22 protein-coding genes and 3 tRNA genes are annotated in these 24,679 nt (G+C 62.1%); 9 read left to right on the forward strand and 16 right to left on the reverse strand.

The features are described 5' to 3' along the window. Positions 1–14: 14 nt before the first annotated feature. The 12 genes from tolB to AC0J42_RS23890 form a co-directional block, all read right to left on the reverse strand. Entirely contained in the window at positions 15–1,316 is a 1,302-nt protein-coding gene (gene tolB / locus AC0J42_RS23835) for a Tol-Pal system beta propeller repeat protein TolB (protein ID WP_416426292.1), read from the reverse strand. After that, on the reverse strand, positions 1,313–2,401 hold the full coding sequence (tolA, locus tag AC0J42_RS23840; protein WP_416427449.1) for a cell envelope integrity protein TolA: 1,089 nt from the start codon (positions 2,399–2,401) through the stop codon (positions 1,313–1,315). The genes tolB and tolA overlap by 4 nt, the downstream gene beginning before the upstream one ends. Further along, on the reverse strand, positions 2,398–2,850 hold the full coding sequence (gene tolR, locus AC0J42_RS23845; RefSeq protein WP_008366529.1) for a protein TolR: 453 nt from the start codon (positions 2,848–2,850) through the stop codon (positions 2,398–2,400). Before tolR ends, tolA begins: the two co-directional genes overlap by 4 nt. Positions 2,851–2,864: 14 nt before the next feature. Continuing rightward, positions 2,865–3,560 (reverse strand): protein TolQ, encoded by a 696-nt coding sequence (gene tolQ, locus AC0J42_RS23850; RefSeq protein ID WP_027978760.1) that lies wholly within the window; start codon positions 3,558–3,560, stop codon positions 2,865–2,867. Between the two features lie 2 nt (positions 3,561–3,562). Then, entirely contained in the window at positions 3,563–4,018 is a 456-nt protein-coding gene (gene ybgC / locus AC0J42_RS23855; RefSeq protein WP_473004145.1) for a tol-pal system-associated acyl-CoA thioesterase, read from the reverse strand. Positions 4,019–4,154: 136 nt separating this feature from the next. Continuing rightward, entirely contained in the window at positions 4,155–5,213 is a 1,059-nt protein-coding gene (gene ruvB / locus AC0J42_RS23860; RefSeq protein ID WP_416426295.1) for a Holliday junction branch migration DNA helicase RuvB, read from the reverse strand. After that, the gene (ruvA, locus tag AC0J42_RS23865; RefSeq protein WP_416426296.1) at positions 5,214–5,822 is read right to left on the reverse strand and encodes a Holliday junction branch migration protein RuvA; all 609 of its coding nucleotides are present in this window, start codon (positions 5,820–5,822) and stop codon (positions 5,214–5,216) included. A 96-nt stretch (positions 5,823–5,918) separates the two neighbouring features. Next, the gene (gene ruvC / locus AC0J42_RS23870; protein WP_416426297.1) at positions 5,919–6,443 is read right to left on the reverse strand and encodes a crossover junction endodeoxyribonuclease RuvC; all 525 of its coding nucleotides are present in this window, start codon (positions 6,441–6,443) and stop codon (positions 5,919–5,921) included. 109 nt (positions 6,444–6,552) lie between these two features. After that, complete coding sequence (locus AC0J42_RS23875) at positions 6,553–7,299, reverse strand: YebC/PmpR family DNA-binding transcriptional regulator (protein ID WP_416426299.1); 747 nt, start codon at positions 7,297–7,299, stop codon at positions 6,553–6,555. 196 nt (positions 7,300–7,495) lie between these two features. Then, positions 7,496–9,271 (reverse strand): aspartate--tRNA ligase, encoded by a 1,776-nt coding sequence (aspS, locus tag AC0J42_RS23880; protein ID WP_416426301.1) that lies wholly within the window; start codon positions 9,269–9,271, stop codon positions 7,496–7,498. Positions 9,272–9,365: 94 nt separating this feature from the next. Beyond that, on the reverse strand, positions 9,366–9,587 hold the full coding sequence (locus AC0J42_RS23885) for an FmdB family zinc ribbon protein (protein ID WP_027978767.1): 222 nt from the start codon (positions 9,585–9,587) through the stop codon (positions 9,366–9,368). Between the two features lie 131 nt (positions 9,588–9,718). Then, complete coding sequence (locus AC0J42_RS23890) at positions 9,719–10,051, reverse strand: ribbon-helix-helix domain-containing protein (RefSeq protein ID WP_416427450.1); 333 nt, start codon at positions 10,049–10,051, stop codon at positions 9,719–9,721. A 597-nt stretch (positions 10,052–10,648) separates the two neighbouring features. On the opposite strand from AC0J42_RS23890, the gene AC0J42_RS23895 reads away from it, so the two are divergent. Next, positions 10,649–11,251: a cold shock domain-containing protein membrane protein gene (locus tag AC0J42_RS23895; protein WP_416426303.1), complete on the forward strand. Its 603-nt coding sequence runs from the start codon at positions 10,649–10,651 to the stop codon at positions 11,249–11,251. 108 nt (positions 11,252–11,359) lie between these two features. Here AC0J42_RS23895 and AC0J42_RS23900 read toward each other — a convergent pair whose 3' ends face one another. Then, complete coding sequence (locus AC0J42_RS23900; protein WP_416427451.1) at positions 11,360–11,566, reverse strand: SlyX family protein; 207 nt, start codon at positions 11,564–11,566, stop codon at positions 11,360–11,362. After that, positions 11,556–11,993: an HIT domain-containing protein gene (locus AC0J42_RS23905; protein ID WP_473004149.1), complete on the reverse strand. Its 438-nt coding sequence runs from the start codon at positions 11,991–11,993 to the stop codon at positions 11,556–11,558. The genes AC0J42_RS23900 and AC0J42_RS23905 overlap by 11 nt, the downstream gene beginning before the upstream one ends. Before the next feature lie 912 nt (positions 11,994–12,905). Between AC0J42_RS23905 and AC0J42_RS23910 the strand changes: the two genes are divergently transcribed. From AC0J42_RS23910 to AC0J42_RS23920, 3 genes are all read left to right on the forward strand, one after another. Then, positions 12,906–14,231 carry an OprD family porin gene (locus AC0J42_RS23910; protein WP_416426307.1) on the forward strand — a complete coding sequence of 442 codons (1,326 nt, stop codon included), beginning with the start codon at positions 12,906–12,908 and terminating at the stop codon, positions 14,229–14,231. Between the two features lie 164 nt (positions 14,232–14,395). Beyond that, on the forward strand, positions 14,396–16,111 hold the full coding sequence (locus AC0J42_RS23915; RefSeq protein WP_416426309.1) for a proline--tRNA ligase: 1,716 nt from the start codon (positions 14,396–14,398) through the stop codon (positions 16,109–16,111). Positions 16,112–16,129: 18 nt separating this feature from the next. Further along, positions 16,130–17,080: a hypothetical protein gene (locus AC0J42_RS23920; RefSeq protein WP_416426310.1), complete on the forward strand. Its 951-nt coding sequence runs from the start codon at positions 16,130–16,132 to the stop codon at positions 17,078–17,080. A gap of 79 nt (positions 17,081–17,159) precedes the next feature. Here the strand turns inward: AC0J42_RS23920 and dinB are convergent, their stop codons facing one another. Then, entirely contained in the window at positions 17,160–18,227 is a 1,068-nt protein-coding gene (dinB, locus tag AC0J42_RS23925) for a DNA polymerase IV (protein WP_473004152.1), read from the reverse strand. A gap of 261 nt (positions 18,228–18,488) precedes the next feature. Here dinB and AC0J42_RS23930 point away from each other — a divergent pair. The 5 genes from AC0J42_RS23930 (at position 18,489) to AC0J42_RS23950 (ending at position 23,344) form a co-directional block, all read left to right on the forward strand. Then, a tRNA-Met gene (locus tag AC0J42_RS23930) sits at positions 18,489–18,565 on the forward strand. Between the two features lie 197 nt (positions 18,566–18,762). Further along, positions 18,763–18,839, forward strand: a tRNA-Met gene (locus tag AC0J42_RS23935). Between the two features lie 231 nt (positions 18,840–19,070). Next, positions 19,071–19,147 (forward strand) — tRNA-Met (locus AC0J42_RS23940). A gap of 322 nt (positions 19,148–19,469) precedes the next feature. Beyond that, positions 19,470–22,046, forward strand: coding sequence for a bifunctional lysylphosphatidylglycerol flippase/synthetase MprF (gene mprF, locus AC0J42_RS23945; RefSeq protein ID WP_416427452.1), 2,577 nt, complete (start codon positions 19,470–19,472; stop codon positions 22,044–22,046). Further along, positions 22,046–23,344, forward strand: a complete 1,299-nt coding sequence (locus AC0J42_RS23950) for a virulence factor family protein (protein WP_473004154.1) — start codon at positions 22,046–22,048, stop codon at positions 23,342–23,344. Before mprF ends, AC0J42_RS23950 begins: the two co-directional genes overlap by 1 nt. A 163-nt stretch (positions 23,345–23,507) precedes the next feature. On the opposite strand, the gene AC0J42_RS23955 is transcribed toward AC0J42_RS23950, so the two are convergent. Beyond that, positions 23,508–24,653, reverse strand: a complete 1,146-nt coding sequence (locus tag AC0J42_RS23955) for an integrase core domain-containing protein (RefSeq protein WP_473003419.1) — start codon at positions 24,651–24,653, stop codon at positions 23,508–23,510. Positions 24,654–24,679 lie beyond the last annotated feature (26 nt).

The raw sequence follows: 24,679 nt of genomic DNA on the forward strand, positions 1-24,679 counted from the left end.
CGTGTAGCGCCGCGTCAGTTCAGGTAAGGGGACCAGGACGGTTCTCTGACTTCGCCTTGAGCGGTAGGAAGCGGGAGCCTCACGCGGCCGTTTAGCGACACGAGCATCAAGACTCCCCGGCCCTGCTGGCGGGTGGCGTAGATTACCATGGTGCCGTTGGGCGCAACAGTAGGCGACTCATCAAGACTTGAATCTGTGAGGATCTTTACAGTTCCGCGTTCCAGGTCCTGCGAGGCCACCTTGAAGTTGGTGAAACCATCCTGACGGTGGATCATCACCAGGGTCTTTTCATCAGCCGACAGTTTCGGGTTGGCGTTGTAGTTGCCAATGAAGGTCACGCGAGTTGCACCACCACCGCCCAGCGACTGTTTGTAGATCTGTGGCTTGCCACCGCGGTCGGAGGTGAAGTAGATGGTCGAGCCATCCTTGCCCCAGAACGGTTCGGTGTCGATGGCCGGATCATTGGTCAGGCGGGTGAGGTTACGCGAGGCCAGGTCCATCACGTAGATCTCCGGGTTGCCGTCCTTGGACAGCACGAACGCCAGCTTGCTGCCGTCAGGCGAGAACGCCGGGGCACCGTTGAGGCCTTCGAAGTTGGTGATCTGCTGGCGGGCACCGGTGTCGACGTTCTGCACGAAGATGCGCGGACGCTTCTGTTCGAACGACACGTAGGCAATGCGCTTGGCATCCGGGGCGTAGCGTGGCGACAGGATCGGCTCGCGCGATTGCAGCAGGGTCACGGCGCGGGCGCCGTCGTAGTCCGAGCGCTGCAGGGTGTAGCGGGTGCTGTTGGTGCTGAAGCGTTCGGCAGTTACATAAAGAAGGCGAGTGGAGAACGCGCCTTTCACGCCGGTCAGCTTCTCGAACGACTGGTCGGAGATGTAGTGGGCCATGTCGCGCAGTTGGTCCACGCTACCCGACACGCTGCCGGTCAGCACGGGCTGCTGGCTGCTGACGTTGAGCAGTGCATACGACACCTGCAGGCGGCCGCCGGCGGGCACGATGCTGCCGACCATCACGTACTGGGCGCCCAGGGCCTGCCAGTCGCGCCATACCACTTCGCTTGGCTGCGACGGGGTGCTGATCATGTTCTGCTTGTCGATCGGCGAGTAGTAACCCGAGTTGCGCAGGTCGTTGGCGATGATCTGGCCCATGTCCTCGGGCAGCACGGAGCCGCCCTGGAAGCCGAACGGCACGACGGCGATCGGGGTGGCCCGGTCGCTGCCGCTGGTGACCAGAATGTTCTTTTCATCTGCCTGGGCAACGGCTGCGACGCAGCACAGTGCAACCAGCAGTCCTCGAAGAAGGTTAATCACAAGGCAAGGTCCTCAGGGGTGAATGTCATCTTGAAATTGCGGTAAGGGTTGAAATCACTGGGTTTCAGGCCCTGCATTTCGGTCAAACGACCAATGTTCTTGACCGCTGCCACTGCCGACGCATCGAACGGACCGTCACCGCTGGACTTGGCCACGGTCACGTTGGTCACGGTGCCGTCAGGCAACATGTTGATCTGCAGCACGACCGTCATGTTCTTGCGCGCGGAGGGCGGACGGGTCCAGCCTTCGGCGGCACGGGAACGGATCAGGTCATCGAAGTTGCCGGCGGTCTGGTCGCCCTGCTCGTCCGCCAACGCCTGCTGACGCTGCGGCGTATCGGACAACAGGTCGGCCAAGGCCTGCGCCTTCTTGTCTTCAGCGGCCTTGCGGGCTGCTGCCTGGGCCTTCTTCTTGGCGTCGTCGGCCGCAGCCTTCTTCGCATCCTCGGCGGCTTTCTTCTTCGCCTCTTGCGCAGTTTCGGCGGCTTTCTTGGCGTCGTCAGCGGCTTTCTTCTTGGCGTCCTCGGCGGCTTTCTTCGCAGCCTCGGCAGCCTTCTTCGCGTCTTCCTCGGCCTTTTCCTTCGCCGCTTCCTCGGCTTTCTTCTTGGCTATGTCGGCCTGCTCGGCTTTCTTGGCTTCGGCAGCTTTCTTGGCGTCGTCGGCTTTCTTGGCAGCATCCGCCGCGGCCGCCTTGGCCTCGTCGGCAGCAGCCTTCTTGGCGTCATCGGCCTTCTTGGCTTCCTGGGCCTTTTGAGCGGCTTCTTCCTGCTTTTGTTCCGCGGCCTTCTCAGCTTGCTCCTGCTTCTCCTGCTCGACCTTCTTCTGCTCCATCTGCTCGACTTCGGTCTGCTTGGCAGCCGACTTCTTGGCCTCCCCGGCAATCTTCTGATTGGTCTGGGTGGTGGCCTGGCTCTTGGACTTCAGCTGATACAGCGTAGCCTGAACGATGGGCCTGGCAGGGGGCAGATCCGGGGTCATGGCGAAGCTTACGAACAGCATGCCAAAAATCAGGATATGCAGGGCAATGGCCCAGACACTGGGCCAGAAATAGCTTTCCGAGGCGGAGGGCTCTCGTTGTCGCATCAGGGCGCCTCGGTAATCAGGCCAACGTTACCGACACCCGCCTTCTGCAACCCACCCATGGCGCCCATCACGGCGCCGTAGTCCACGGACTTGTCGCCGCGGATGAACACCTGGGTGCGCTTGCCGCCTTCGTTGCCGGCGCGAATGATCTTGGTGACGGCGTCGGTCATGGCAGGCAGGGTCATCGCCTTGTCCTGCACCTTGTCGGCGTCGACTTCGCTGCCAAGGTTCCAGTAGTAGGTCTTGTCGGCCTTGATCGAAATGGTCAGGACCTGGGTGTTGTTGTCCTGCGGCAAGGCTTCGCTGGAAACCTTGGGCAGGTCAACCTTCACGCCCTGGTTGAGCATCGGTGCGGTGACCATGAAGATAACCAGCAGTACCAACATCACGTCGATGTAGGGCACCACGTTCATCTCGGCGACCGGCTTGCGTTTCTGGCGAACTCGGGCCATGGGTAATTACCTGCTCACTCTTCGCTGGTGTGCACTTTACGGTGCAGGATGGCCTGGAACTCGTCAGCGAACGTGTAGTAACGGCTGATCAAGGTTTCGCTGCGGGCGGCGAAGCGGTTGTAGGCGATAACCGCCGGAATGGCCGCGAACAGGCCGATGGCGGTGGCCACCAGGGCTTCGGAAATACCTGGGGCAACGGTGGCCAGGGTGGCCTGCTGGGCGCCAGCCAGGCCGCGGAAGGAGTTCATGATGCCCCACACGGTGCCGAACAGGCCGATGTAGGGGCTGACCGAACCCACGGTGGCCAGGAACGGCAGGGTCTGCTCGAGCTTTTCTTCCTCGCGGGAGATGGCCACGCGCATGGCACGGCCGACGCCGTCCATCACGGCGTCAGGGTCGACGCCGGGCTGCTGGCGCAGGCGCGAGAACTCCTTGAAGCCGGCGCGGAAGACCTGCTCCACACCCGAATCCGGGTCCGGGTTGCTGCCCGCCTGGCGGTACAGCTTGGACAGGTCGATGCCCGACCAGAAACGCTCCTCGAAGGTGTCCAGGGCCCGGCGGCCGGCACGAATCAGTGCGCTGCGCTGGAAAATCATGACCCATGAAGTGACCGATGCGGCTACCAGAATCAGCATCACCAGCTGTACAACCACGCTGGCATTGCTGACCAGGCTCCACATGGAGGTATGGTCGACGACGTTAGCTTCCACGCTTAATCTCCTGCTTGTGAGTGTGTACCCGGGCCGTCTGCCGCGGCGAAGGCCGCGCGCAGAGCTTCGGGAATGGCCCGGGGTTTGAAAGTATCGGCGCGCACGCAGGCCACCAAAAACTGCCCTTCGCAGAGCAGCGTCATATCCGCTGCGCGCCAGACCTGCTGCTTGAAGCGCAGACTGGCACGGTTCAATTCAATTACTTGCGCAGTGACGAGCAACTCGTCGTCCAGGCGGGCCGGCACCAGGTAGCGCGCCTCGCTGGAATGCACCACGAACAGCAGGTTCTCGCGTGCCAGAACCGACTGCACGTACCCCAGCCCACGCAGCCTTTCGGTGCGTGCCCGCTCCATGAACTTGAGATAGTTGACGTAATAAACGACGCCGCCCGCATCGGTGTCCTCGTAATAGACGCGACAGCGATGTGCGAACGACTCAACCCCATTTTGCGCGCGCATACTCTAGTGCTTACTCCTCAGGTTGCCAATCCGGCCAGGCAACTGTTTTTTCATCGTTTTTGCGCCGTTCAGGTAGGGCAAAACACTGCTCGCACCCTAGGACCGCAAAAACTCCAATTAAATCGCCACCATGGCGTTATTCGTCAGCCGGATCGACGAACTGCTCGCTGGCCGGCATTTCACCCAGGCGGTTGGGAATGTTCAGGCCGAAATGCAGGTACGCATGACGGGTGACCACCCGGCCGCGCGGGGTGCGCATGATGTAGCCCTGCTGGATCAGGTACGGCTCCAGCACGTCCTCGATGGTGTGGCGCTCCTCGCTGATGGCCGCGGCCAGGCTGTCGACGCCCACCGGGCCACCGTCGAACTTCTCGATCATGGTCAGCAATAGACGCCGGTCCTGGTGGTCGAAGCCACGTTCGTCGACGTCCAGCAGGTTCAGCGCCAGGTCGGCGATGGGCTTGGTGATATGGCCCTTGCCCCGCACCTCGGCGAAGTCGCGCACGCGGCGCAGCAGGCGGTTGGCGATACGCGGGGTGCCGCGGGCACGACGGGCGATTTCGAAGGCGCCCTCGTCTTCCACCGGCAGGCCGAGGATATTGCCCGAGCGGCTGACGATGGTGGCCAGGTCCGCGGTGCTGTAGAACTCCAGGCGCTGGACGATGCCGAAGCGGTCGCGCAGCGGGTTGGTGAGCATGCCGGCGCGGGTGGTTGCACCCACCAGGGTGAACGGCGGCAGGTCGAGCTTGATGGAGCGCGCCGCCGGCCCTTCGCCGATCATGATGTCCAGCTGGAAGTCCTCCATGGCCGGGTACAGCACTTCCTCGACGATGGGCGACAGGCGATGGATTTCATCGATGAACAGCACGTCGTGCGGTTCGAGGTTGGTGAGCAGCGCGGCCAGGTCACCGGGGCGCTCGAGCACCGGGCCCGAGGTGCTCTTGATGGACACGCCCATTTCCTGGGCAATGATGTTCGCCAGGGTGGTCTTGCCCAGGCCCGGCGGGCCGAAGATCAGGGTGTGGTCCAGGGACTCGTTGCGCCCGCGGGCGGCCTGGATGAACAGTTCCATCTGCTCGCGCACGGTGGGCTGGCCGATGTAGTCGGCCAGGCTGAGCGGGCGAATGGCCCGGTCCTGTTGTTCTTCCCGGTCGCGGCCACTGGTGGCGGCAATCAGGCGGTCGGCTTCGATCACTTAAATCATTCCCTTCAGGGCGTGGCGGATCAGCTCTTCGCTGCTCAGGCCTTTGGTCTTGATGGCGGCAACGGCCTTGCTGGCCTCCTGGGGCTTGTAGCCCAGGGAGATCAGCGCGCTCACGGCGTCGCTCTCGGCACTTGGCACCGGCGCCGCGGTATTAGGCCCGGTAGGCATCAGTTCGAACATCGCCGGCGCGGTTTCCCAGGCCTTGAAGCGGTCCTTGAGCTCGACCAGCAGGCGTTCGGCGGTTTTCTTGCCCACGCCCGGCACCTTGGTCAGCGCCGACGCATCCTGGGCCTGCACGCAACGCACCAGCTCATCCACGTCCAGGCTCGACATCAGCGCCAGGGCCAGCTTGGGGCCCACGCCGTTGAGGCGGATCAGCTCGCGAAACAGCTCGCGCTCGCGCTTCTCGAAGAAGCCGTAGAGTAACTGAGCATCCTCGCGCACCACCAGATGGGTATGCAAAGTCACCGCTTGCCCGACCGGCGGCAGGCGATACAGCGTGGTCATCGGCACTTCCAGCTCGTAGCCCAGGCCGTTGACGTCGAGAATCAGGTGCGGCGGCTGCTTTTCCGCCAGGGTGCCGCGCAAGCGTCCAATCACGTTTCAATCCTATGTTCGATACCAGGCAAGCAATGCTCGCCATCATTGCAGGCCCGGCGGGCCATGCAAGTCAAAAATCTTCAGCAGATAATGCTATCAGAGCCGCAGGCGCCCACCGCGGCTGCGGGCGGTGCCCAGGCCGTGGGGAATCAGGCTGGAACGGGTGTGCGCGTGGGTCAGGGCAATGGCCAGGGCGTCGGAGGCGTCGATCTGCGGCTTGGCCACCAGTTTCAGCAGGTGCATGACCATCATCTGCACCTGTTCCTTGTTGGCGCCGCCAGTGCCGGCCACGGCTTGCTTGACCTGGGTGGCGGTGTACTCGGCCACTTCCAGGCCCTCCTCCATGGCCGCGACGATGGCGGCGCCACGGGCCTGGCCCAACTTGAGGGCGGAGTCGGCGTTGCGCGCCATGAACACCTTCTCGATGCCCATGGTCACCGGCCCGTAGGTCTGGATAACCTCGCGCACGCCACGGAAGACGATCTGCAGGCGCTCCTGCAGTTCGCCGCTGCCGGTGCGGATGCAGCCCGAAGCCACGTACTCGCACCCGCGCCCGGTGTCGCGCACCACGCCGTAGCCGGTAATGCGCGAACCGGGGTCGATACCAAGAATTAACGTCATAAAGCCTGCAGCTCGAAGGGTGCCGAAAAAGCAGAAACCGGAGCGGCAAAGTCGCGTTGTTCAACGCGATTCTGCTGCTCCGGCCTCAAGAGTAGAACGTGGCGCGGGATCAGCCGAGCTTTTCCATTACCTCGTCCGGGATCTGCGCGTTGGAATAGACGTTCTGTACGTCATCCAGGTCTTCGAGCATGTCGATCAGCTTGATGACCTTTTCCGCGCCATCCAGGTCCAGCTCGGCGCTGGTGCTCGGCACCATGACGATCTCGGCGTCGGTGGACTTGAAGCCCGCCGCTTCGAGGGCGTTGCGCACTGCGTAGAAGCTGGCGAACGAGGTGAACACGTCCATGGAGCCGTCTTCGTGGGTGGTCACGTCGTCGGCGTCGGCTTCCATCGCCGCTTCCATGAGCGCGTCTTCGTCGGTGCCGGTGGCAAAGCTGATCTGGCCCTTGCGCTCGAACAGGTAGGCCACCGAACCGTCGGTACCCAGGTTGCCGCCCGACTTGCTGAACGCATGGCGCACGGCTGCCGCGGTGCGGTTGCGGTTGTCAGTCATGCACTCGACCATCACCGCCACGCCGCCCGGGCCGTAGCCTTCGTAGGTCAGCTCGACCACGTCGTCGCTGGCCGCGGCGCCCGTGCCGCGCGCTACCGCGCGGTCAATGATGTCGCGGCTCATGTTGGCGCCCAGGGCCTTGTCCAGGGCCAGGCGCAGGCGCGGGTTGGAGCCCGGATCGCCGCCACCCTGACGGGCAGCGACGGTCAGCTCACGAATCCACTTGGTGAAGATCTTGCCTCTCTTGGCATCCTGACGCTCTTTGCGGTGCTTGATGTTCGCCCACTTGGAATGGCCAGCCATAACAACTCCGAAATTCTTTTTTCAAAACACCTGGAGGTGTTTTTTGTGGGAGCTGGCTTGCCAGCGAGCTTTTTGGAAAGCCCTGAAAACTCGCTGGCAAGCCAGCTCCCACAGGAACAGTGCCCCACTTTGGATGGGGAGGCAGAACCCTCTGCCATGTAAAAAGCGCATCCGAAGATGCGCTCTGGTGCAGCTCTTACTCAGCCTTGGGCTGTTCGCGCAGGCGGATGTGCAGCTCGCGCAGGGCCTTGGCGTCGACCAGGCCAGGGGCCTGGGTCATCACGCACGCGGCGCTCTGGGTTTTCGGGAAGGCGATCACTTCGCGGATCGACTGGGCGCCGGTCATCAGCATCACCAGGCGGTCCAGGCCGAAGGCCAGGCCACCGTGCGGCGGTGCGCCGTACTTCAGGGCGTCCAGCAGGAAGCCAAATTTCTCTTCCTGTTCGGCTTCGTTGATGCCCAGCAGGCGGAACACGGCCTGTTGCATTTCCTTGCGGTGGATACGGATCGAACCGCCACCCAGCTCGGTGCCGTTCAGCACCATGTCGTAGGCGCGCGACAGGGCGGTGGCCGGGTTGGCCTCCAGCTCTTCAGGCGAGCACTTCGGCGCGGTGAACGGGTGGTGCAGCGCGGTGAAGCTGCCGTCTTCGTTCTCTTCGAACATCGGGAAGTCAACGACCCACATCGGTGCCCATTCGCAGGTGTGCAGGTTGAAGTCGTTGCCAACCTTGATACGCAGCGCGCCCAGGGCCTCGCTGACGATCTTGGCCTTGTCGGCGCCGAAGAAGACGATGTCGCCATCGACCGCGCCAACGCGGTCCAGGATGGTGTTCAGCGCAGCTTCAGGGATGTTCTTGACGATTGGCGACTGCAGGCCTTCGACGCCTTTGGCGCGCTCGTTGACCTTGATGTACGCCAGGCCCTTGGCACCGTAGATGCCAACGAACTTGGTGTAGTCGTCGATCTTGCTGCGCGGCATGCTCGCGCCGCCAGGCACGCGCAGGGCAGCAACGCGGCATTTAGGGTCGTTGGCCGGGCCGCTGAACACCTTGAATTCAACGTCCTTCAGCTGGTCGGCAACGTCAACCAGCTCCAGCGGGTTGCGCAGGTCCGGCTTGTCGGAACCGTAGCGGCGCATGGCCTCTTCGAAGGTCATGTGCGGGAATTCGCCGAATTCCAGGTCCAGCACTTCCTTGAACAGGTTGCGGATCATGCCTTCGGTCAGGCCCATGATGTCTTCCTCGTTGAGGAAGCTGGTCTCGATGTCGATCTGAGTGAACTCAGGCTGACGGTCGGCACGCAGGTCTTCGTCGCGGAAGCACTTGGCGATCTGGTAGTAGCGGTCGAAGCCGGCCACCATCAGCAGCTGCTTGAACAGCTGGGGCGATTGCGGCAGGGCGAAGAAGCTGCCGGCGTGAGTACGGCTAGGCACCAGGTAGTCGCGGGCACCTTCAGGGGTGGCGCGGGTCAGGATCGGCGTCTCGACGTCGAGGAAGCCGTTCTCGTCCAGGAAGCGACGGATGCTGGTGGTCATGCGCGAACGCAGGCGCAGCTTCTCGGCCATTTCCGGACGACGCAGGTCGATGAAGCGGTAGCGCAGGCGGGTTTCCTCACCGACGTCGGAGTATTCGTTGAGCGGGAACGGCGGGGTTTCCGCTTCGTTCAGCACTTCCAGCTCGTAGCCCAGCACTTCGATCATGCCCGAAGCCATGTTGGCGTTGCCGGCACCGGCCGGGCGCAGGCGCACCTTGCCGGTGACCTTGACCACGTATTCGCTGCGCACGCGGTCGGCGGCGGCGAAGGTCTCGGCGCGATCCGGGTCGAAGACCACCTGGGCCAGGCCCTCACGATCACGGATATCGAGGAAGATAACCCCGCCATGGTCACGACGGCGGTGGACCCAGCCGCAAAGGGTGATTTCCTGACCGTCCAGGGTCTCGTTCAGTTGGCCGCAATAATGGCTGCGCATCATGATGGTGGTTTCGCTTCTCGTATTCGGTATTCGGGGAAGGCCTTGCAAGCCTTGGCTGGCCTAATAGTGCAAGACCCTGCGGGTGCAGTTCAACTCAATCGGCTTTGTCGCCACCCGCCAGATTCTTTTTGCTGCCGGTCTTGAAGTCGGTTTCGTACCAGCCCGTGCCACTCAGGCGAAAGCCTGGCATGGAGAGCATCTTCTTCAGCTCCGGGGCCTGGCAGGCCGGGCAGTCCGTCAACGGCGACGCACTGATCTTCTGGATGACTTCCATCTGGTGACCACAGGAAGCGCATTGATAGTCATACATGGGCATGGGAACGTCTCGGCAAGCAGGTACACGGCACAGGCCGCACTTTGCGGCAAAGAGCGGGATTATATCCTTATACCGCGCGCCTGTGCAGCCGTGACGACACCCCGAATGTCGCCCTCCCCCTACAAGCCCGCTCACTGGGCCCTGGCACACCGTTCGAGCAGGTGCACCACGCAGACCACGCGCACCAGCCCGCTGAAGTTCTTTACCCCACCGTGACGCAGGTGCACCTCGCGATCGACGTGGGACAGGATGGCATTGACCGAACAGCCATTGGCCCTGGCGATGCGCTCCAGCACCTTCCAGTACACCGACTCCAGGCGCAGGCAGGTGGCAAAGCCGTTCAGCCGCACCGACCGCGACAAAGGCTGCGCCAATTGCATATTGAAATCCGCAAGAAAAGGATCATGGGGTATCTTTCCCGTTCTGGCCACTGTTCGACTAATTGGAAGTATTTCGCTGGGCATATTCATCACCACATCCTTGTGTAAAACAACACTGAGAAAAAACAGTTACAGTTTTAGCAATTCCCTCTCCCCATGAAGCCCTAACTAAATATCTACAACCAGCGGAAGCGCCACTTCAAACCGTAGGAACACGCCGCCAAACACAAGTAAATTATTTACCTCAACACCACTTCAAAACCCTGCCCATGCAGCTTAAAGCCAAGCTGGCTGGTGCCTGCAGGCCGACGCCCGGCTTCGCGGCGAGCGGCTCACCACGCGCGCGCCAACCGAATGTTTTAATCGCCGACCAACAAGTAGCCCTACTGGTAAATGGCGCGCCCCCTACAACATCAGCAGCCTGTTCTTATTGCAGCGCCACACCACCCTGCAGGCAGACCGCAAACGTTTGGTGACTCGTCGTCGAAATGACCGTCCGATGCGCTGATTTGAGTACCTACCGGCTTTGCTGTTAAATAGAACACCTGTGCCACGTACACCTTCATTGCGTGCGTGCGCACAGGCTGAGCCCGCCCCGTGAACTGCGTCTCATTTTGTTCCGATGCGCACCGTGTCGTGCCAGCTCTTCCTCGTGATCCGTCTGAACGTGAGTTAAATAAAATGTTGAAAATTGTTCACCTCCTAACGGGCGCTGCAGCCTTGCTGCTGTCGTTCATACCCAGCCTGCGGGCCGAAGCCGTGCCTTACCTGCAACAACCCGAAGCTATCTACCTGGCACTGTTCGGCCTGCTCAACCTGACCCTGGCCCCAGTGATTCCCTACTGGAACAAAGGCCCTCGCCATCAGGCGCAAAACCTGGTCAGCGTGCTGCTGATCCTGGCCGTAGTGACGCAGACCGTGGCCCTGCTGGCCGAATGGCCGACCATCGCCGGCTTCCCGGCGCAACTGCCAGGCCTGGCCTGCGCGGTGCTGGCGGTGCTGGTACACCTGGCGGTCAGCTTCTACAAGTCGTCGCCTGCCGCTGCCGCGCCGTCCTACGACATGAGCAACCGCGATACCGGCACCGTGAAGTGGTTCAATACTTCCAAGGGGTTCGGCTTTATCTCCCGCGATTCGGGCGATGACATCTTCGTGCACTTTCGCGCCATTCGTGGCGAGGGCCACCGTGTATTGGTCGAAGGCCAGCGCGTCGAGTTCTCGGTCATGAACCGCGACAAGGGCCTGCAGGCCGAAGACGTGATCGCCGCCTCGCCGCGGCGCTGATCGCCAGCCACAAAAAAACCGCGCCTGGCGCGGTTTTTTTATGCCTGCAAATCCCCCCCGTAGCAGCTGCCGCCAGGCAGCGTCCCGGACACCGCGACGGGGCGGCGCTCAATAGTGCGGCGGCGGCGCCTCATGCTCACTGACACCGAACTGCCCCACCATCTCCTCCTGGCGCTTGAGCAAGGCGGCCATCTGCAACTGCAGGCGCTCCACTTGCCGCTGCTGCTGCACCAGCTCGTCGTTGAGCGCCTGGATGGTGTCATCCTGGAACGCCAGGCGACTCTCCAGCTCCATTACCCGCGCCTCAAGCGTCATCATGAGCCTCCAGGAACACGAAGTCCGCCGGCAACAGCCCTTTCAGCCGCTCGCGAATAGCCACTACTTGTTCTGCGCTGTAAGGCTGGCCAACAACTTTGCCCCAGATCGGCGCCGGCCATGCGGCATCTTCCTTGTAACGAACTATGACGTGCATATGTAACTGACTGACAACGTTACCCAGGGTGGCGACATTCATCTTGTCGGCTGAGAAATGTTGGTGAAGAAGTTTCGCCAGAGAGTTGGTTTCTTCCCACAGTTGCAGTTGCTCGGTGTCATTGAGCTGAAACAGCTCGCTGATACCGTCGCGGCGTGGCACCAGGATAAACCATGGATAGTTGGCGTCGTTGCTCAGCAGCAGCCGGCTCAGGGGAAAATCCCCGATGACGTGGGTGTCGTGCTGCAGGCGCGAATCTAAAGAAAACACCGCGAGATCTCCGGCAAGGTGAAAATTTTTTTAGCCCCATGAACCAGGAGGGACCATGCACCGACAGGATACCCGCGATCACTCCTGCGTTCACGGAGAACGTGCTGGCGCCTCCGGAGAAGGGTCGCCAGGACCTTTGAAAATCGCACCACTACAGTGCGTGACGCACCAAAAAACCACCTTCCCTTCAAGCTTTTTTGGCCGGCCCCTCACCTCCCGCCAGAGCCCGCCGCGCAATCGTTTAATTCGGAAACACTCCCGTCCGGCGGGGCGGTTTGCCAAAGTGCAACTGTGGGCTAGGCTGCCTGGGGCAACCGCTACTTTTCGCACCAAAATAGACCGGAGTGAGTAATGCCAGTGCGCCAGTCATCCGCCAAGTTCCCACTTGCGCACGACAACGGTAACGTTTCCGTCACGCCCTGGAAGCGCACCCGATCTTCACCACCGCGTCAAGTTCCCCGGCGCACCCCCGATTTCATGAGGCGGCAGGGCCCTACCGCAAAAAAAGTGAAAGAAATGTCATGCTCTGGCACGTTTGGGCGCGCTTGTTGCATTCCTACCCACCCAAGTCGGCAGGCAGCCCGGGACGGGATGACTTGCGACAAATAACAACAGCTGCACGGAAGACCAAGGAGTTTTCAGGCAGGAGCTTAGAACCATTTTTCCTATGCTCGCCCCCTTGAAAACAGCGCTGTAGTTGTGCAGCTTGTGTTACCCGAAGCTGTGGTTTGCGACACGGACGGAAGTTTTTGCGACAGGCTCGAGAAGAAGCCGGACGATTGAGCTTAGAAGTATCGCCATAAAGCGTCAGCGTGATATAAGTTCACGCCGACACAAAAAGAAAGAGCCGCCCAGATAATAAACCAGGTGGGACGGCAGTACTCTTCCTAAAAACCAAAGGAGCAAATCACGATGAAAGTGATTAAGTGGAGCGCAATCGCACTGGCAGTTACCGCAGCTAGCACGCAGCTGGCCAGCGCCGCAGCATTCGTTAGCGATCAAGCAGACTCGAAGGGCTTCGTCGAAGACGCCACCCTGAACATGCTGCTGCGCAACTACTACTTCAACCGCTACTCGTTCGGTTCCGACCACAAGTCGGCTGACTGGACCCAGGGCATCCAGGGCGTATTCACCTCCGGCTTCACCCAAGGCACCATCGGCGTCGGTATCGATGCGTTCGGCTACCTGGGCCTGAAACTGGACGGCTCCAAAGGCACCACCGGCACCAACAACCTGACCGTGGGCGAAGACGGCCCGAACGACAGCTACGGCAAGGCCGGCGCCGCGATCAAGTTCCGCGTCTCCAAGACCATGTTGAAAATCGGTGACCAGCAGCCAAGCACCGCGCCGGTATTCGCCGTGGGCGGCTCGCGCCTGACCCCGCAGACCGCGTCGGGTATCTCCCTGATGAGCAGCGAGATCAAGGGCCTGGACCTGGAAGGCGGTCACTTCTACTCGGCTTCGAGCGAAAGCAGCACCAACCGTGATGGCTCCCTCTGGGCCACCTACGCCAACGTGCCAGCCGACTCGATCGACTACGCTGGCGGCAAGTATGCGTTCAACGACAACTTCACCGCTTCGCTGTATGGCGCCAAGCTGGAAGACATCTGGAACCAGTACTACACCAACCTGAACTACGTGCTGCCACTGGCTGATACCCAGTCGCTGACCTTCGACTTCAACTACTACCGCACCACCGACACCGGTAGCGCGAAAGCAGGCACCATCGACAACAACACGTTCTCGCTGTCGGCTGCCTACTCGTTCCTGTCGGCACACACCATTACCCTGGGCTTCCAGAAGGTCAACGGCGACACCCCGTTCGACTACATCGGTGTGGGTGACAACAACCGCGGTGGCGACTCGATCTTCCTCGCCAACTCCATCCAATACTCCGACTTCAACGGCCCAGGCGAGAAATCGTTCCAGGCTCGTTATGACCTGAACATGGCTACCTTCGGCGTGCCTGGCCTGAGCTTCATGGCTCGTTACGCCCACGGTGATGACATCGACGGCACCAAGATGGCTGCTGACAGCCCTTACCGCGCCTACGGCTACGGTGAAGACGGCAAGCACCACGAGACCAACGTCGAGGCCAAATACGTAGTACAGGAAGGCCCAGCCAAAGACCTGTCCTTCCGTATCCGCCAAGCCTGGCACCGCGGCAACGCCGACCAGGCCGAAGGCAACGTCGACGAGTTCCGCCTGATCGTCGACTACCCACTGTCGATCCTGTAACCACAGGGCACTCGCCAGCGGTAACGACAGCTATATAAAGAAGCCCGGCGCACGCCGGGCTTTCTTTTGCTCGCGACACCTCATGACCGCTACCCTGTACGTCGCCGGGCGTGCACCGTACAATGCCCAGCTTCGATAAAATTCAGCAACAGACACGGCCTATCATGCGCACCAGTCAATATTTGCTCGCCACCCAGAAAGAAATCCCCAACGACGCGGTCGTCATCAGCCACCAGCTGATGCTGCGCGCCGGCATGATCCGCAAGCTTGCCTCGGGCCTGTACACCTGGCTGCCGATGGGCCTGCGCGTGATGCGCAAGGTGGAAAACATCGTGCGCGAGGAAATGGACGCCGCCGGCGCCCTGGAAGTGCTGATGCCCGGCATCCAGCCTGCCGAGCTGTGGCAGGAATCGGGCCGCTGGGAACAGTATGGCCCTGAGCTGCTGCGCCTGAACGACCGCCACGGTCGTGATTTCTGCGCCGGCCCAACCCACGAAGAAGTCATCACTGACCTGGCGCGCAACGAGCTCAACAGCTACAAGCAGCTGCCGATCAACCTGTACCAGATCCAGACCAAATTCCGTGACGAGATCCGTCCACGCTTCGGCTTGATGCGCGGCCGCGAATTCATCATGAAGGACGCCTACTCCTTCCACGCCGACCAGGCCTCGCTGCAGCAGACCTATGACCGCATGCACCAGGCCTACTGCAACGTGTTCACCCGCCTGGGCCTGAAGTTCCGCCCGGTGGAAGCCGACAACGGCTCGATCGGCGGCGCCGGCTCCCACGAGTTCCACGTGCTGGCCGAGTCCGGTGAAGACGATATCGTCTTCAGCGACACGTCCGACTACGCCGCCAACATCGAGAAGGCCGAGGCCATCCCGCGCGAAACCGTACGTGGCGCCGCCACCGAGGAACTGCGCCTGGTCGACACGCCGAACGCCAAGACCATCGCCGAGCTGGTGGAAAACTTCGGCCTGGCCATCGAGAAGACCGTCAAGACCTTGATCGTGCACGCCGCCGAAGAAGGCAAGCTGATCGCCCTGGTGGTCCGTGGCGACCACGAGCTGAACGAAATCAAGGCCGGCAACCACCCACTGGTTGCCAGCCCGCTGGTCATGGCCAGCGACGCCGAACTGCGTGACGCCATCGGCGCCGGCGCTGGCTCCCTGGGCCCGCTGAACCTGCCGCTGCCGTGCATCATCGACCGCTCCGTAGCACTGATGAGTGACTTCGGCGTGGGCGCCAACATCGACGACAAGCACTACTTCGGCGTGAACTGGGAGCGCGACCTGCCGCTGCCGGAAGTCGCCGACCTGCGCAACGTCGTCGAGGGCGACCCAAGCCCGGACGGCCAGGGCACCCTGGTAATCAAGCGCGGCATCGAAGTGGGCCACATCTTCCAGCTGGGCACCAAGTACAGCGAAGCGATGAAGTGCCAGGTGCTGGGCGAGAACGGCAAGCCGGTCACCCTGACCATGGGTTGCTACGGCATTGGCGTGTCGCGCGTGGTGGCTGCGGCCATCGAGCAGAACAACGACGCCGGCGGCATCATCTGGAACGACACCCTGGCGCCGTTCCAGATCGCCCTGGTGCCGCTGCGCTACGAAACCGAGCAGGTTCGCGAGGCGACTGACAAGCTGTACGCCGACCTGACCGCCGCAGGCTTCGAAGTGCTGCTGGACGACCGCGACAAGAAGACCAGCCCCGGCATCAAGTTTGCCGACATGGAGCTGATCGGCATTCCGCATCGCATCGTCGTCAGCGACCGCGGCCTGGCCGAAGGCAACCTGGAATACAAGAGCCGCACCGAAGGCGAGGCCCAGGCCATTCCGGTCGCCGACGTGCTGTCGTTCATCCAGGCCCGCGTGCGTCGCTGATCCAGACTCAGGGAAACCATGTACAAGCGAAGTGGCTTAAAACTGGGGAGCACCGCCTTGTGCGGTGCTCTGCTGCTGGGCGGCTGTGCCAACCACATGTCCCAGCGCAGCGAACATGACGAGCGCGTGGAGCGCAAGCTGATCGACCACAGCCTGCAGATCGACGCCGGCAGCCCGGCGGCCCTGGAGCTGCCGCAACGGCGGGTGCGCATCCACGAACAGAAGACCTTCGAAGTCACCGAATTCGAGGTAACCCGCCGTTACGATCGCTACACGCCCTACCAGCCCTGGCGCGAGTTGTACGAAGTGCCGTTGGGCGCGGTGGCGGTGGTCGCCGGCGTCGGCGCCAACGTGGTGAACGTGCTGATGTTCGGGCAACTGCCTGACAGCGTCACCAAGGACTGGATCAACTACGGTTTCGCCGGCCTCAACCCGTTCATGAACGTGCAGTCCAACGGCCGCGCGCAACAGAATCTCGCGGGTGTCGACCAGGTGCAGAAAGACAAGCGCCTGGAAACCACCAGCCTGCCCTGGAGCGAGCGCCCGGTGGACGTGCAGTCGGGCAAGCAGACCTATGAGCTGACCACCGACCGCAACGGCGTGCTCAAGATCAACCTGCTGGACAGCCCCTTCGCTGACCAGGACCTGAAGAACGTCAACCAGCTGAAGATCAGCGTCGAGGACGCCGACGACAACGTGCGCGCCGATGCGACGCTGGGGCTGGGCAGTGACCTGCGCGGCAAGCTGGTGGAGGCCCATGGCCTGATCTACGACGACCTCGAAGGCGAGGACGTGCGCCAGTGGGTGCACCGGGTCAAGCGCCTGTCCGACCTGGGCATGGAAGAGGAAGCCAGCGAACTGGAGCAGAGCCTGATCGAGCTGACCCGCAACGATCCGGAACTGCAACAGCAATTCCTGCGCTCGCTGACCCGCGACGCGGGGCGCCTGGTGGCTGATCCCGGCTTGTAGCCGGGACGCAGATGGACGCGGCCTGCGGCCGCTGCTACGGGATCACGTGTAGCAGCTGCCGCCAGGCGGCGTCCAGCCGTTACCCATTCTCACCAAACAACTCCAACTGCTCCAACGCGCCACGCAGGTCCTGCAGGCGCACGCCAATTCCCAGCAGGCGCACTGGCTTGCCGCCGCGCGCCACCGCCTGGCTCAACAGCTGTCGGTAGCTGTCCAGGTCCCTGCCCGCCCCTGCCTGCTCCAGGGTGGTCTGGCTGAAATCATGAAACTTGACCTTCACGAACGGCTTGCCCGGCTTGTAGCTGCTGTCGATGCGCGCCATGCGCGTGGCCAGGGTTTCCATCAGCTCCGGCAATTTCGCCAGGCAGGCCTCCACGTCCGGCAGGTCAGTGTCGTAGGTGTTTTCCACGCTGATCGACTGCCGGCGGCTGTCGTTGTGCACCGGGCGCTCATCGATGCCACGGGCCAGCCCCCACAACCGCTCGCCAAAGCTGCCGAACTCGCGCACCAGGGCCAGCTTGCTCCAGTCCCGCAGCTCCAGGCAGCTGCTGATGCCCAGGCGTGCCAGCTTGTCGGCGGTGACCTTGCCCACGCCATGCAGCTTGCTGACCGGCAAGGCGGCGACAAAGTCCTCCACCTCCCGCGGCGTCACCACAAACAGGCCGTTGGGCTTGCGCCAGTCGCTGGCGATCTTGGCGAGAAACTTGTTGGGTGCAACCCCGGCCGAGACGGTGATGTGCAACCGCCGCGACACCTTGCGGCGAATATCCTCGGCAATGCGGGTGGCGCTGCCGGCAAAGTGCGCGCACTCCGACACGTCCAGGTAGGCCTCATCCAGCGACAGCGGCTCGATCAGGTCGGTGTACTCGCGGAAAATGCCATGAATTTCCCGCGACGCTTCCTTATAGGCCTCCATGCGCGGCTTGACGATGGTCAGGTCGGGGCACAACTTGAGCGCGTGGCGCGACGACATGGCCGAACGCACGCCATAGGCGCGGGCCTCGTAGTTGCAGGTCGCAATCACGCCGCGCCGGTCCGCCGAACCACCCACGGCCAACGGCTTGCCGGCCAGGCTGGGGTCGTCGCGCATTTCGATGGCGGCGTAGAAGCAGTCACAGTCGACGTGGATGATTTTGCGCTGCGTCATGGCCCAAATGTGTCTGTGTATAAAGGAGGCGTTTTCGTACGAAACGCTGACCAGTATCTCACCCAGCCTGCCGCCATGGCGAACCCAAGGCGGATCCGATATTTATTTTTTTAATTGAACAGCGCCTTACGATAGGGCTGAAACCCCCGCCCCGCCTGCCTCGCAGCCTTTTTTCGGAGTGCTAAGCGCTTGAACGAAAAGACTTTTCCTGCAGCGGGCGTTTGACACGCCTGGGGAAGTCTGTAGAATCAATCCCACAGACGCGGGATGGAGCAGTCTGGTAGCTCGTCGGGCTCATAACCCGAAGGTCGTCGGTTCAAATCCGGCTCCCGCAACCAAACATCGAAGAAGGCCACTTGAAAAAGTGGCCTTTTTTGTTTCCGTTTGTTTCAAATAATACGCTCCCCCGTAGCAGCTGCCGAAGGCTGCGTTGCTCCTGGACGCAGCCTTCGGCAGCTGCTACGGGAATTATTTGGTAGTTCAAGGAGTTAACGGTTGACACACTGCCGCTGTGCTGTAGAATCCGCCCCACAGACGCGGGATGGAGCAGTCTGGTAGCTCGTCGGGCTCATAACCCGAAGGTCGTCGGTTCAAATCCGGCTCCCGCAACCAAACATCAAAGAAGGCCACTTGAAAAAGTGGCCTTTTTTGTGCGCGTGTATTTTGCATCCCGTAGCAGCTGCCGAAGGCTGCGTCGCTCCTGGACGCAGCCTTCGGCAGCTGCTACGGAGATTGATGAATTCCTAAGCACTTCAAAGACTTGCCTAAAGCGCGCCAGTTTGTCGCAGCACTGGATTAACGGTTGACACCCGGCCGCCGTGCTGTAGAATCCGCCCCCACAGACGCGGGATGGAGCAGTCTGGTAGCTCGTCGGGCTCATAACCCGAAGGTCGTCGGTTCAAATCCGGCTCCCGCAACCAAATATCGTAGAAGGCCACTCGCAAGAGTGGCCTTTTTCGTTTGCGCGCAGAAATAAAATCGGCACAAACCTGCCGTATTGTTGTCCACCCTTGCGGGACCTGCAGGTGGAAGAAACATGAAACTTCCCCTATAGATAAAGCGTCCGAGCCCGATAAAAGGTCAAACGGGTTAATATATTCCGAATTATTTTTGTATAGGGATTGGTAACTTGACTGGATACCTTCATCCTGTTGCGCACAATCCACGAGGTGATTGATGCGCCCCGACTCGCCAGAACTGCCTGAAACCGTGACTGCCCCACATCCGTTGAACCCAAGCAAAATGCGCTGGCTGGAACTGCTGAGCAAGTACCGCCAACCCATCGGCCTGGTCGTGACCCTGTTGCTGTTCGGTATCGCCCTGATCGCCTGCCGCCACCTGCTGGCGGAACTCGACATCTATGCCCTGCATGATTCGGTACTGAGCACGCCCAAGGCTTCCCTGTTCGGTGCATTGGCTGCCGCCGCCGCCGGTTTCGTCGTGCTGCTGGGCTATGAATGGTCGGCCAGCCGCTACGCTGCCGTGACCCTGCCACGCCGTACCCTGGTGCTGGGCGGCTTCACCGCGTTCGCCATTGGCAATGCCATCGGCCTGTCGCTGCTGTCCGGTGGCTCGGTGCGTTACCGCCTGTACGCCCGCCACGGCATCGGCGCCGCCGAAGTGGCGCGCATGACCCTGTTCGCCAGCCTGTCGCTGGGCTGCGCCCTGCCGCCCCTGGCTGCCCTGGCCACCCTCAGCAATCTGCCGGCCGCATCCGCCGCCTTGCACATCGCCCCCGGCGTGCTGGGCGCCATCGCGGGTGCCGTGATTGCCCTGACCCTGCTGCTGGCCGCCGGCATCTATCGCCGCCGCCTGGGCGAGCAACCGATTGCGGACAACCTGCTGGTCAAGGTCGGCCGTCGCACCCTGCGCCTGCCGGGCGTGCGCCTGACCCTGCTGCAACTGGTGATCACCGCCCTCGACGTGTTGCTGGCCGCTACCGTGCTGTACCTGCTGTTGCCCGAAGCGCCGCCGTTCGGCGCCTTCGTGCTGGTGTACCTGCTGGCCCTGGCGGCTGGCGTGCTCAGCCACGTGCCGGGCGGGGTCGGCGTGTTCGAGGCCATCCTGCTGGCCGCGTTCACCAACGAACTGGGCGCCGCGCCCCTGGCCGCCGCCCTGCTGCTGTACCGCCTCATCTACGTGATGCTGCCGCTGCTGCTGGCCTGTATCGTGCTGCTGGCCACCGAAGCCAAGCGCTTCTTCTTCGCCCAGCAGGCCATTCGCGTGGCCTCGGGCATGGCGGCGCCGATCCTGGCGCTGCTGGTGTTCCTGTCCGGCGTGGTGCTGCTGTTCTCGGGCGCCACCCCGGAAATCGATACGCGCCTGGAGCACCTGGGCTTCCTGATCCCCCACCGCCTGATCGACGCCTCGCACTTCGGCGCCAGCCTGATCGGCGTGCTGTGCCTGCTGCTGGCCCAGGGCCTGCGCCGGCGCCTGTCCGCCGCGTGGATGCTGACCACCACCCTGCTGCTGGTGGGCGCGCTGCTGTCGCTGCTCAAGGGCTTTGACTGGGAGGAAGCCAGCCTGCTGATCTTCACGGCGGGCCTGCTGGCGATCTTCCGCCGCTCGTTCTACCGCCCCAGCCGCCTGCTGGAGCTGCCGTTCTCGCCGTTCTACCTGATGGCCAGCGCCTGCGTCGTGGGTGCCTCGATCTGGCTGCTGCTGTTCGCCTACCAGGACATTCCGTACAAACATCAACTGTGGTGGCAGTTCACCCTCGACGCTGACGCACCCCGTGGCCTGCGTTCGGCCCTGGGCAGCGCCGTGCTGCTGGTGATCGTCGCCCTGACCTGGCTGCTGCGCACTGCGCGGCCGGTGATCCACCTGCCCGACAGTGAGGAACTGCACAAGGCGGCGAAGATCCTGATGACCTCCGATCAGCCGGACGGTGGCCTGGCGCTGACGGGTGACAAGGCCCTGCTCTTCCACCCCAACGATAACGCCTTCATGATGTACGCCCGCCGCGGGCGGAGCCTGGTGGCGCTGTACGACCCCATTGGCTCGACCCAGCAACGGGCGGAAATGATCTGGCAGTTCCGTGACCTGTGCGATTTCCATCATGCCCGCCCGGTGTTTTACCAGGTGCGTGCCGAGAACCTGCCGTTCTACATGGACATCGGCCTGACTGCGATCAAGCTGGGCGAGGAAGCCCGGGTGGACCTGGAACGCTTCGACCTGGAAGCCAAGGGCAAGGAGATGAAGGACCTGCGCTACACCTGGAACCGCGGTACCCGCGACGGCCTGTCGCTGGAGATCCACGAACCGGGCCAGGCGCCACTGGACGAGCTGAAGGTGATTTCCGATGCCTGGCTGACCGGCAAGAACGTGCGGGAAAAAGGCTTCTCCCTGGGTCGTTTCAGCCCGGAGTACCTGCAGCATTTTCGTATTGCAATCATTCATTTCGAGGGACGCCCCGTGGCGTTCGCCAACCTGCTCGAGACCCACAGCCATGAGCTGGCCAGTCTCGACCTGATGCGCGCACACCCCGAGGCACCAAAGCTGACCATGGAGTTCATGATGGTCGGCCTGATTCAACATTATAAGAGTCATGGTTACGCGCGCTTCAGCCTGGGCATGGTGCCGTTGTCGGGCCTGCAACCACGTCGCGGCGCACCGCTGACCCAGCGCCTGGGTTCGATGGTGTTCCGCCGTGGCGAGCAGCTCTACAACTTCCAGGGCCTGCGGCGCTTCAAGGATAAATTCCAGCCCGACTGGGAACCCCGTTACATGGCCGTGCCCGCAGGACTCGATCCGCTGGTGGCACTGGCCGATACCGCCGCCCTTATCGCGGGCGGCCTGACAGGATTGGTGAAACGCTGATGATTCGACGCAACTGGCGTAAAGGGCTGGCGGTCGTGGTGGTAGTGATCGCTGGCGCCGCGGCGGTCTACTGGTACATGAACCGCCCCGCCCCCGCGCCCCTTCTAGAACAGGTGAAGCTGGACGACGGCAACACCGTGACCCTGGTCACCCCCGGCAGCCACATCAAGGCCCGGGTCGTGCTGTCGGTGCCGGCCGAACAGGCGCTGACCGACAAGCAACTGACCGACCTCAGCAAGGACGGCTCGGCGCAGTTGGTGCAGGTACTGTTGGCCAAGTCCGACTGCGACGAGCAGGAAAACGACATCAAGGCCGCCGCCCAGCACCTGGACGGCCCGGTGACCGTGTTCGGCGGCATTGGCTCCGGCGCGGCCGAAGCCTGGTCGTGGCTGGCCAAACAGACCGACGACAAGGCCACCGCCGTGTCGGTGGGCTTCAGCCTGGAACAGCCTGGCTGTGCCACCCCGCTGCCGAAGAAGGCCGACCACGGCCACTGGATCGTCGCCTGGAACGACAACCCGGACGACGCCAGCGCCTCGTTCGTGCGCGACACCCCCAACGCCGAGACCAGCATCAGCGACTACGACGTGCACCTGCCGCAGGTGCTCAAGAACGAGCTGACCAAGCTGCTGGTGGGTGACAACAAGGACGCCCTGAGCATGCCCGTGGTGGAAGTGCCGGCTGGCCAGGCCACCGACACCGTGACCCTGTTCCTGTCCGGCGACGGCGGCTGGCGCGACCTGGACCGCGACGTTGCGGGCGAGATGGCGAAGATGGGCTACCCGGTGGTGGGCATCGACATGCTGCGCTACTACTGGCAGCACAAGACGCCTGAGCAAAGCGCCGAGGACCTGTCCGCGCTGATGCTGCACTACCGCCAGAAGTGGGGCACCAAGCGCTTCATCCTGGCCGGTTATTCGTTCGGCGCCGACGTGCTGCCTGCGACCTACAACCGCCTGCCGGCCGATGACCAGAAGCGCATCGACGGCGTGCTGCTGCTGGCCTTCGCCCGCAGCGGCAGCTTCGAGATCGAGGTCGAGGGTTGGCTGGGCAACGCCGGCAAGGAAGCACCGACCGGGCCGGAAATCGCCAAGATGCCGCAGAACAAGATTCTGTGCGTGTACGGTGTCGAGGAGGCCGATGAAACCGGCTGCACCGACAACAAGACCTACACCGGCGAGACCCTCAAGCTGCCTGGCGGCCACCACTTCGATGAAGATTACCCGGCGCTGGCCAAGCGCCTGATCGACGCCATCGAGAAGCTGCAAGGCAAGCCACCGGTGGCCAAGGCCAACTAAGGCCCTGCCCCACCGTTAAAAAAGCCTCCCTTGTGGAGGCTTTTTTGTGCGCACAACCAACTTGTGGGAGCTGGCTTGCCAGCGAGCTGTTGAGGCCCCAAAAGCTCGCTGGGTGCGAGCGGGACATCCTTTACAAAATAAACCGGAGACATCGTTTACATCTTTACAGGCTTGAGAAGCGCTTTGCACCGCGCTCAAGCCTGCCTAAACGATGATTGCACAGATACAGATCCCACACCTCATCATCAACTTCCCGCATCCCAACCGCTTCCCCGATCAAGGCCTCGCTCAGGAATAGCGATTTCCCCTTCCATTTTATGTGCCCGTTCAATCGCACCCGTCTGACGACATCCTCCGACGAGTAGTCGAACGCAGGAACCTTGCCATGGTATTGCCTAACCGAGGGTGTGTAGATTCGGGCAGGAGTCATCATGTCCAGTGCTTCGTGCGGCCTGACGTAGTTGAACTCTTCCCGGAAACGCTCAAAGGCCAGTTGCTGCTGGATCAATGTGGTTTCAGGAGCGCACAAAAGGTCATCTTTCAGGGTACGGTGCATACGCTCATGGCGCCCATTTTGATCAGGCCTTCCAAGCTGTATGAGCTCTGGAAAAATACCAAGACGAATCCACCAGACTGACAGCGACGAAAGGCGAGAAAAGCCTGTCGAGGCAAACGGCGACCCATTGTCGGTGCGAATAACATCAGGCAAGCCGAATTCGTGAAACGCCCACTCAAAGCCTTCACGTGCATTGCTGACGTCAGGCTGGGCCTTGCATAACAGCAAAAAGCGGCTGGCATGGTCAGTGATCGTCAGGGGATGGCAGCGCTGCCCGCCTTTGAGCTTGAAGCTGCCCTTGAAGTCCGCTGCCCAGGTCTGATTCGGCTCGTCTGCTGGCCGCATGGTCTTGGGGCCTGTGGAAGGCCTGTTGAACTGCCGCCTGGCCTTCACCAAGCCAAATTTCCTCAGCCACTCCCCAGCTGTACTAGGCGCCGGCACCGTCATTTCAGGATGCTCACGCTGAAGCAGGGCAACCAGCTTTTTAGGGCCCCACGTTGGATGCTGGCGCTTCTGTTCAAGAAGAAGTTGAAGGAGGTGGTCGCTGGTCTGCGCGGGACAGGAAGAGGGGCGCCGAGAAGCCTCCTTGAGGCCGTCGACACCCTGCTCGGCGTAACGAGCAAGCCACTTGTCCAATGTCGGCCGTGACAAGCCATGGCGAGCGGCAAGCTGGGTTTTTGAGTAAAGGCCGGAATGCCATTCGGCAACCAGAGTGATTTTTTGATCCATCACGGATTCTCGATTCCAGGGCATGGTCAGGACCTCCTGACCATGGTTAA

Source organism: Pseudomonas sp. Tav-5-1A (assembly GCF_055755055.1).

What these genes read in the sequence shown, in the direction of transcription:
- AC0J42_RS23890 (WP_416427450.1), bottom strand. Translation starts at nt 10,051, where the DNA reads ATGCCCAGCGAAATACTTCCAATTAGTCGAACAGTGGCCAGAACGGGA.
- aspS (WP_416426301.1), bottom strand. Translation starts at nt 9,271, where the DNA reads ATGATGCGCAGCCATTATTGCGGCCAACTGAACGAGACCCTGGACGGT.
- AC0J42_RS23900 (WP_416427451.1), bottom strand. Translation starts at nt 11,566, where the DNA reads ATGACGCTTGAGGCGCGGGTAATGGAGCTGGAGAGTCGCCTGGCGTTC.
- ruvC (WP_416426297.1), bottom strand. Translation starts at nt 6,443, where the DNA reads ATGACGTTAATTCTTGGTATCGACCCCGGTTCGCGCATTACCGGCTAC.
- AC0J42_RS23955 (WP_473003419.1), bottom strand. Translation starts at nt 24,653, where the DNA reads ATGCCCTGGAATCGAGAATCCGTGATGGATCAAAAAATCACTCTGGTT.
- tolR (WP_008366529.1), bottom strand. Translation starts at nt 2,850, where the DNA reads ATGGCCCGAGTTCGCCAGAAACGCAAGCCGGTCGCCGAGATGAACGTG.
- ybgC (WP_473004145.1), bottom strand. Translation starts at nt 4,018, where the DNA reads ATGCGCGCGCAAAATGGGGTTGAGTCGTTCGCACATCGCTGTCGCGTC.
- AC0J42_RS23885 (WP_027978767.1), bottom strand. Translation starts at nt 9,587, where the DNA reads ATGCCCATGTATGACTATCAATGCGCTTCCTGTGGTCACCAGATGGAA.
- AC0J42_RS23910 (WP_416426307.1), top strand. Translation starts at nt 12,906, where the DNA reads ATGAAAGTGATTAAGTGGAGCGCAATCGCACTGGCAGTTACCGCAGCT.
- AC0J42_RS23950 (WP_473004154.1), top strand. Translation starts at nt 22,046, where the DNA reads ATGATTCGACGCAACTGGCGTAAAGGGCTGGCGGTCGTGGTGGTAGTG.
- AC0J42_RS23920 (WP_416426310.1), top strand. Translation starts at nt 16,130, where the DNA reads ATGTACAAGCGAAGTGGCTTAAAACTGGGGAGCACCGCCTTGTGCGGT.
- dinB (WP_473004152.1), bottom strand. Translation starts at nt 18,227, where the DNA reads ATGACGCAGCGCAAAATCATCCACGTCGACTGTGACTGCTTCTACGCC.
- mprF (WP_416427452.1), top strand. Translation starts at nt 19,470, where the DNA reads ATGCGCTGGCTGGAACTGCTGAGCAAGTACCGCCAACCCATCGGCCTG.
- AC0J42_RS23875 (WP_416426299.1), bottom strand. Translation starts at nt 7,299, where the DNA reads ATGGCTGGCCATTCCAAGTGGGCGAACATCAAGCACCGCAAAGAGCGT.
- AC0J42_RS23915 (WP_416426309.1), top strand. Translation starts at nt 14,396, where the DNA reads ATGCGCACCAGTCAATATTTGCTCGCCACCCAGAAAGAAATCCCCAAC.
- AC0J42_RS23895 (WP_416426303.1), top strand. Translation starts at nt 10,649, where the DNA reads ATGTTGAAAATTGTTCACCTCCTAACGGGCGCTGCAGCCTTGCTGCTG.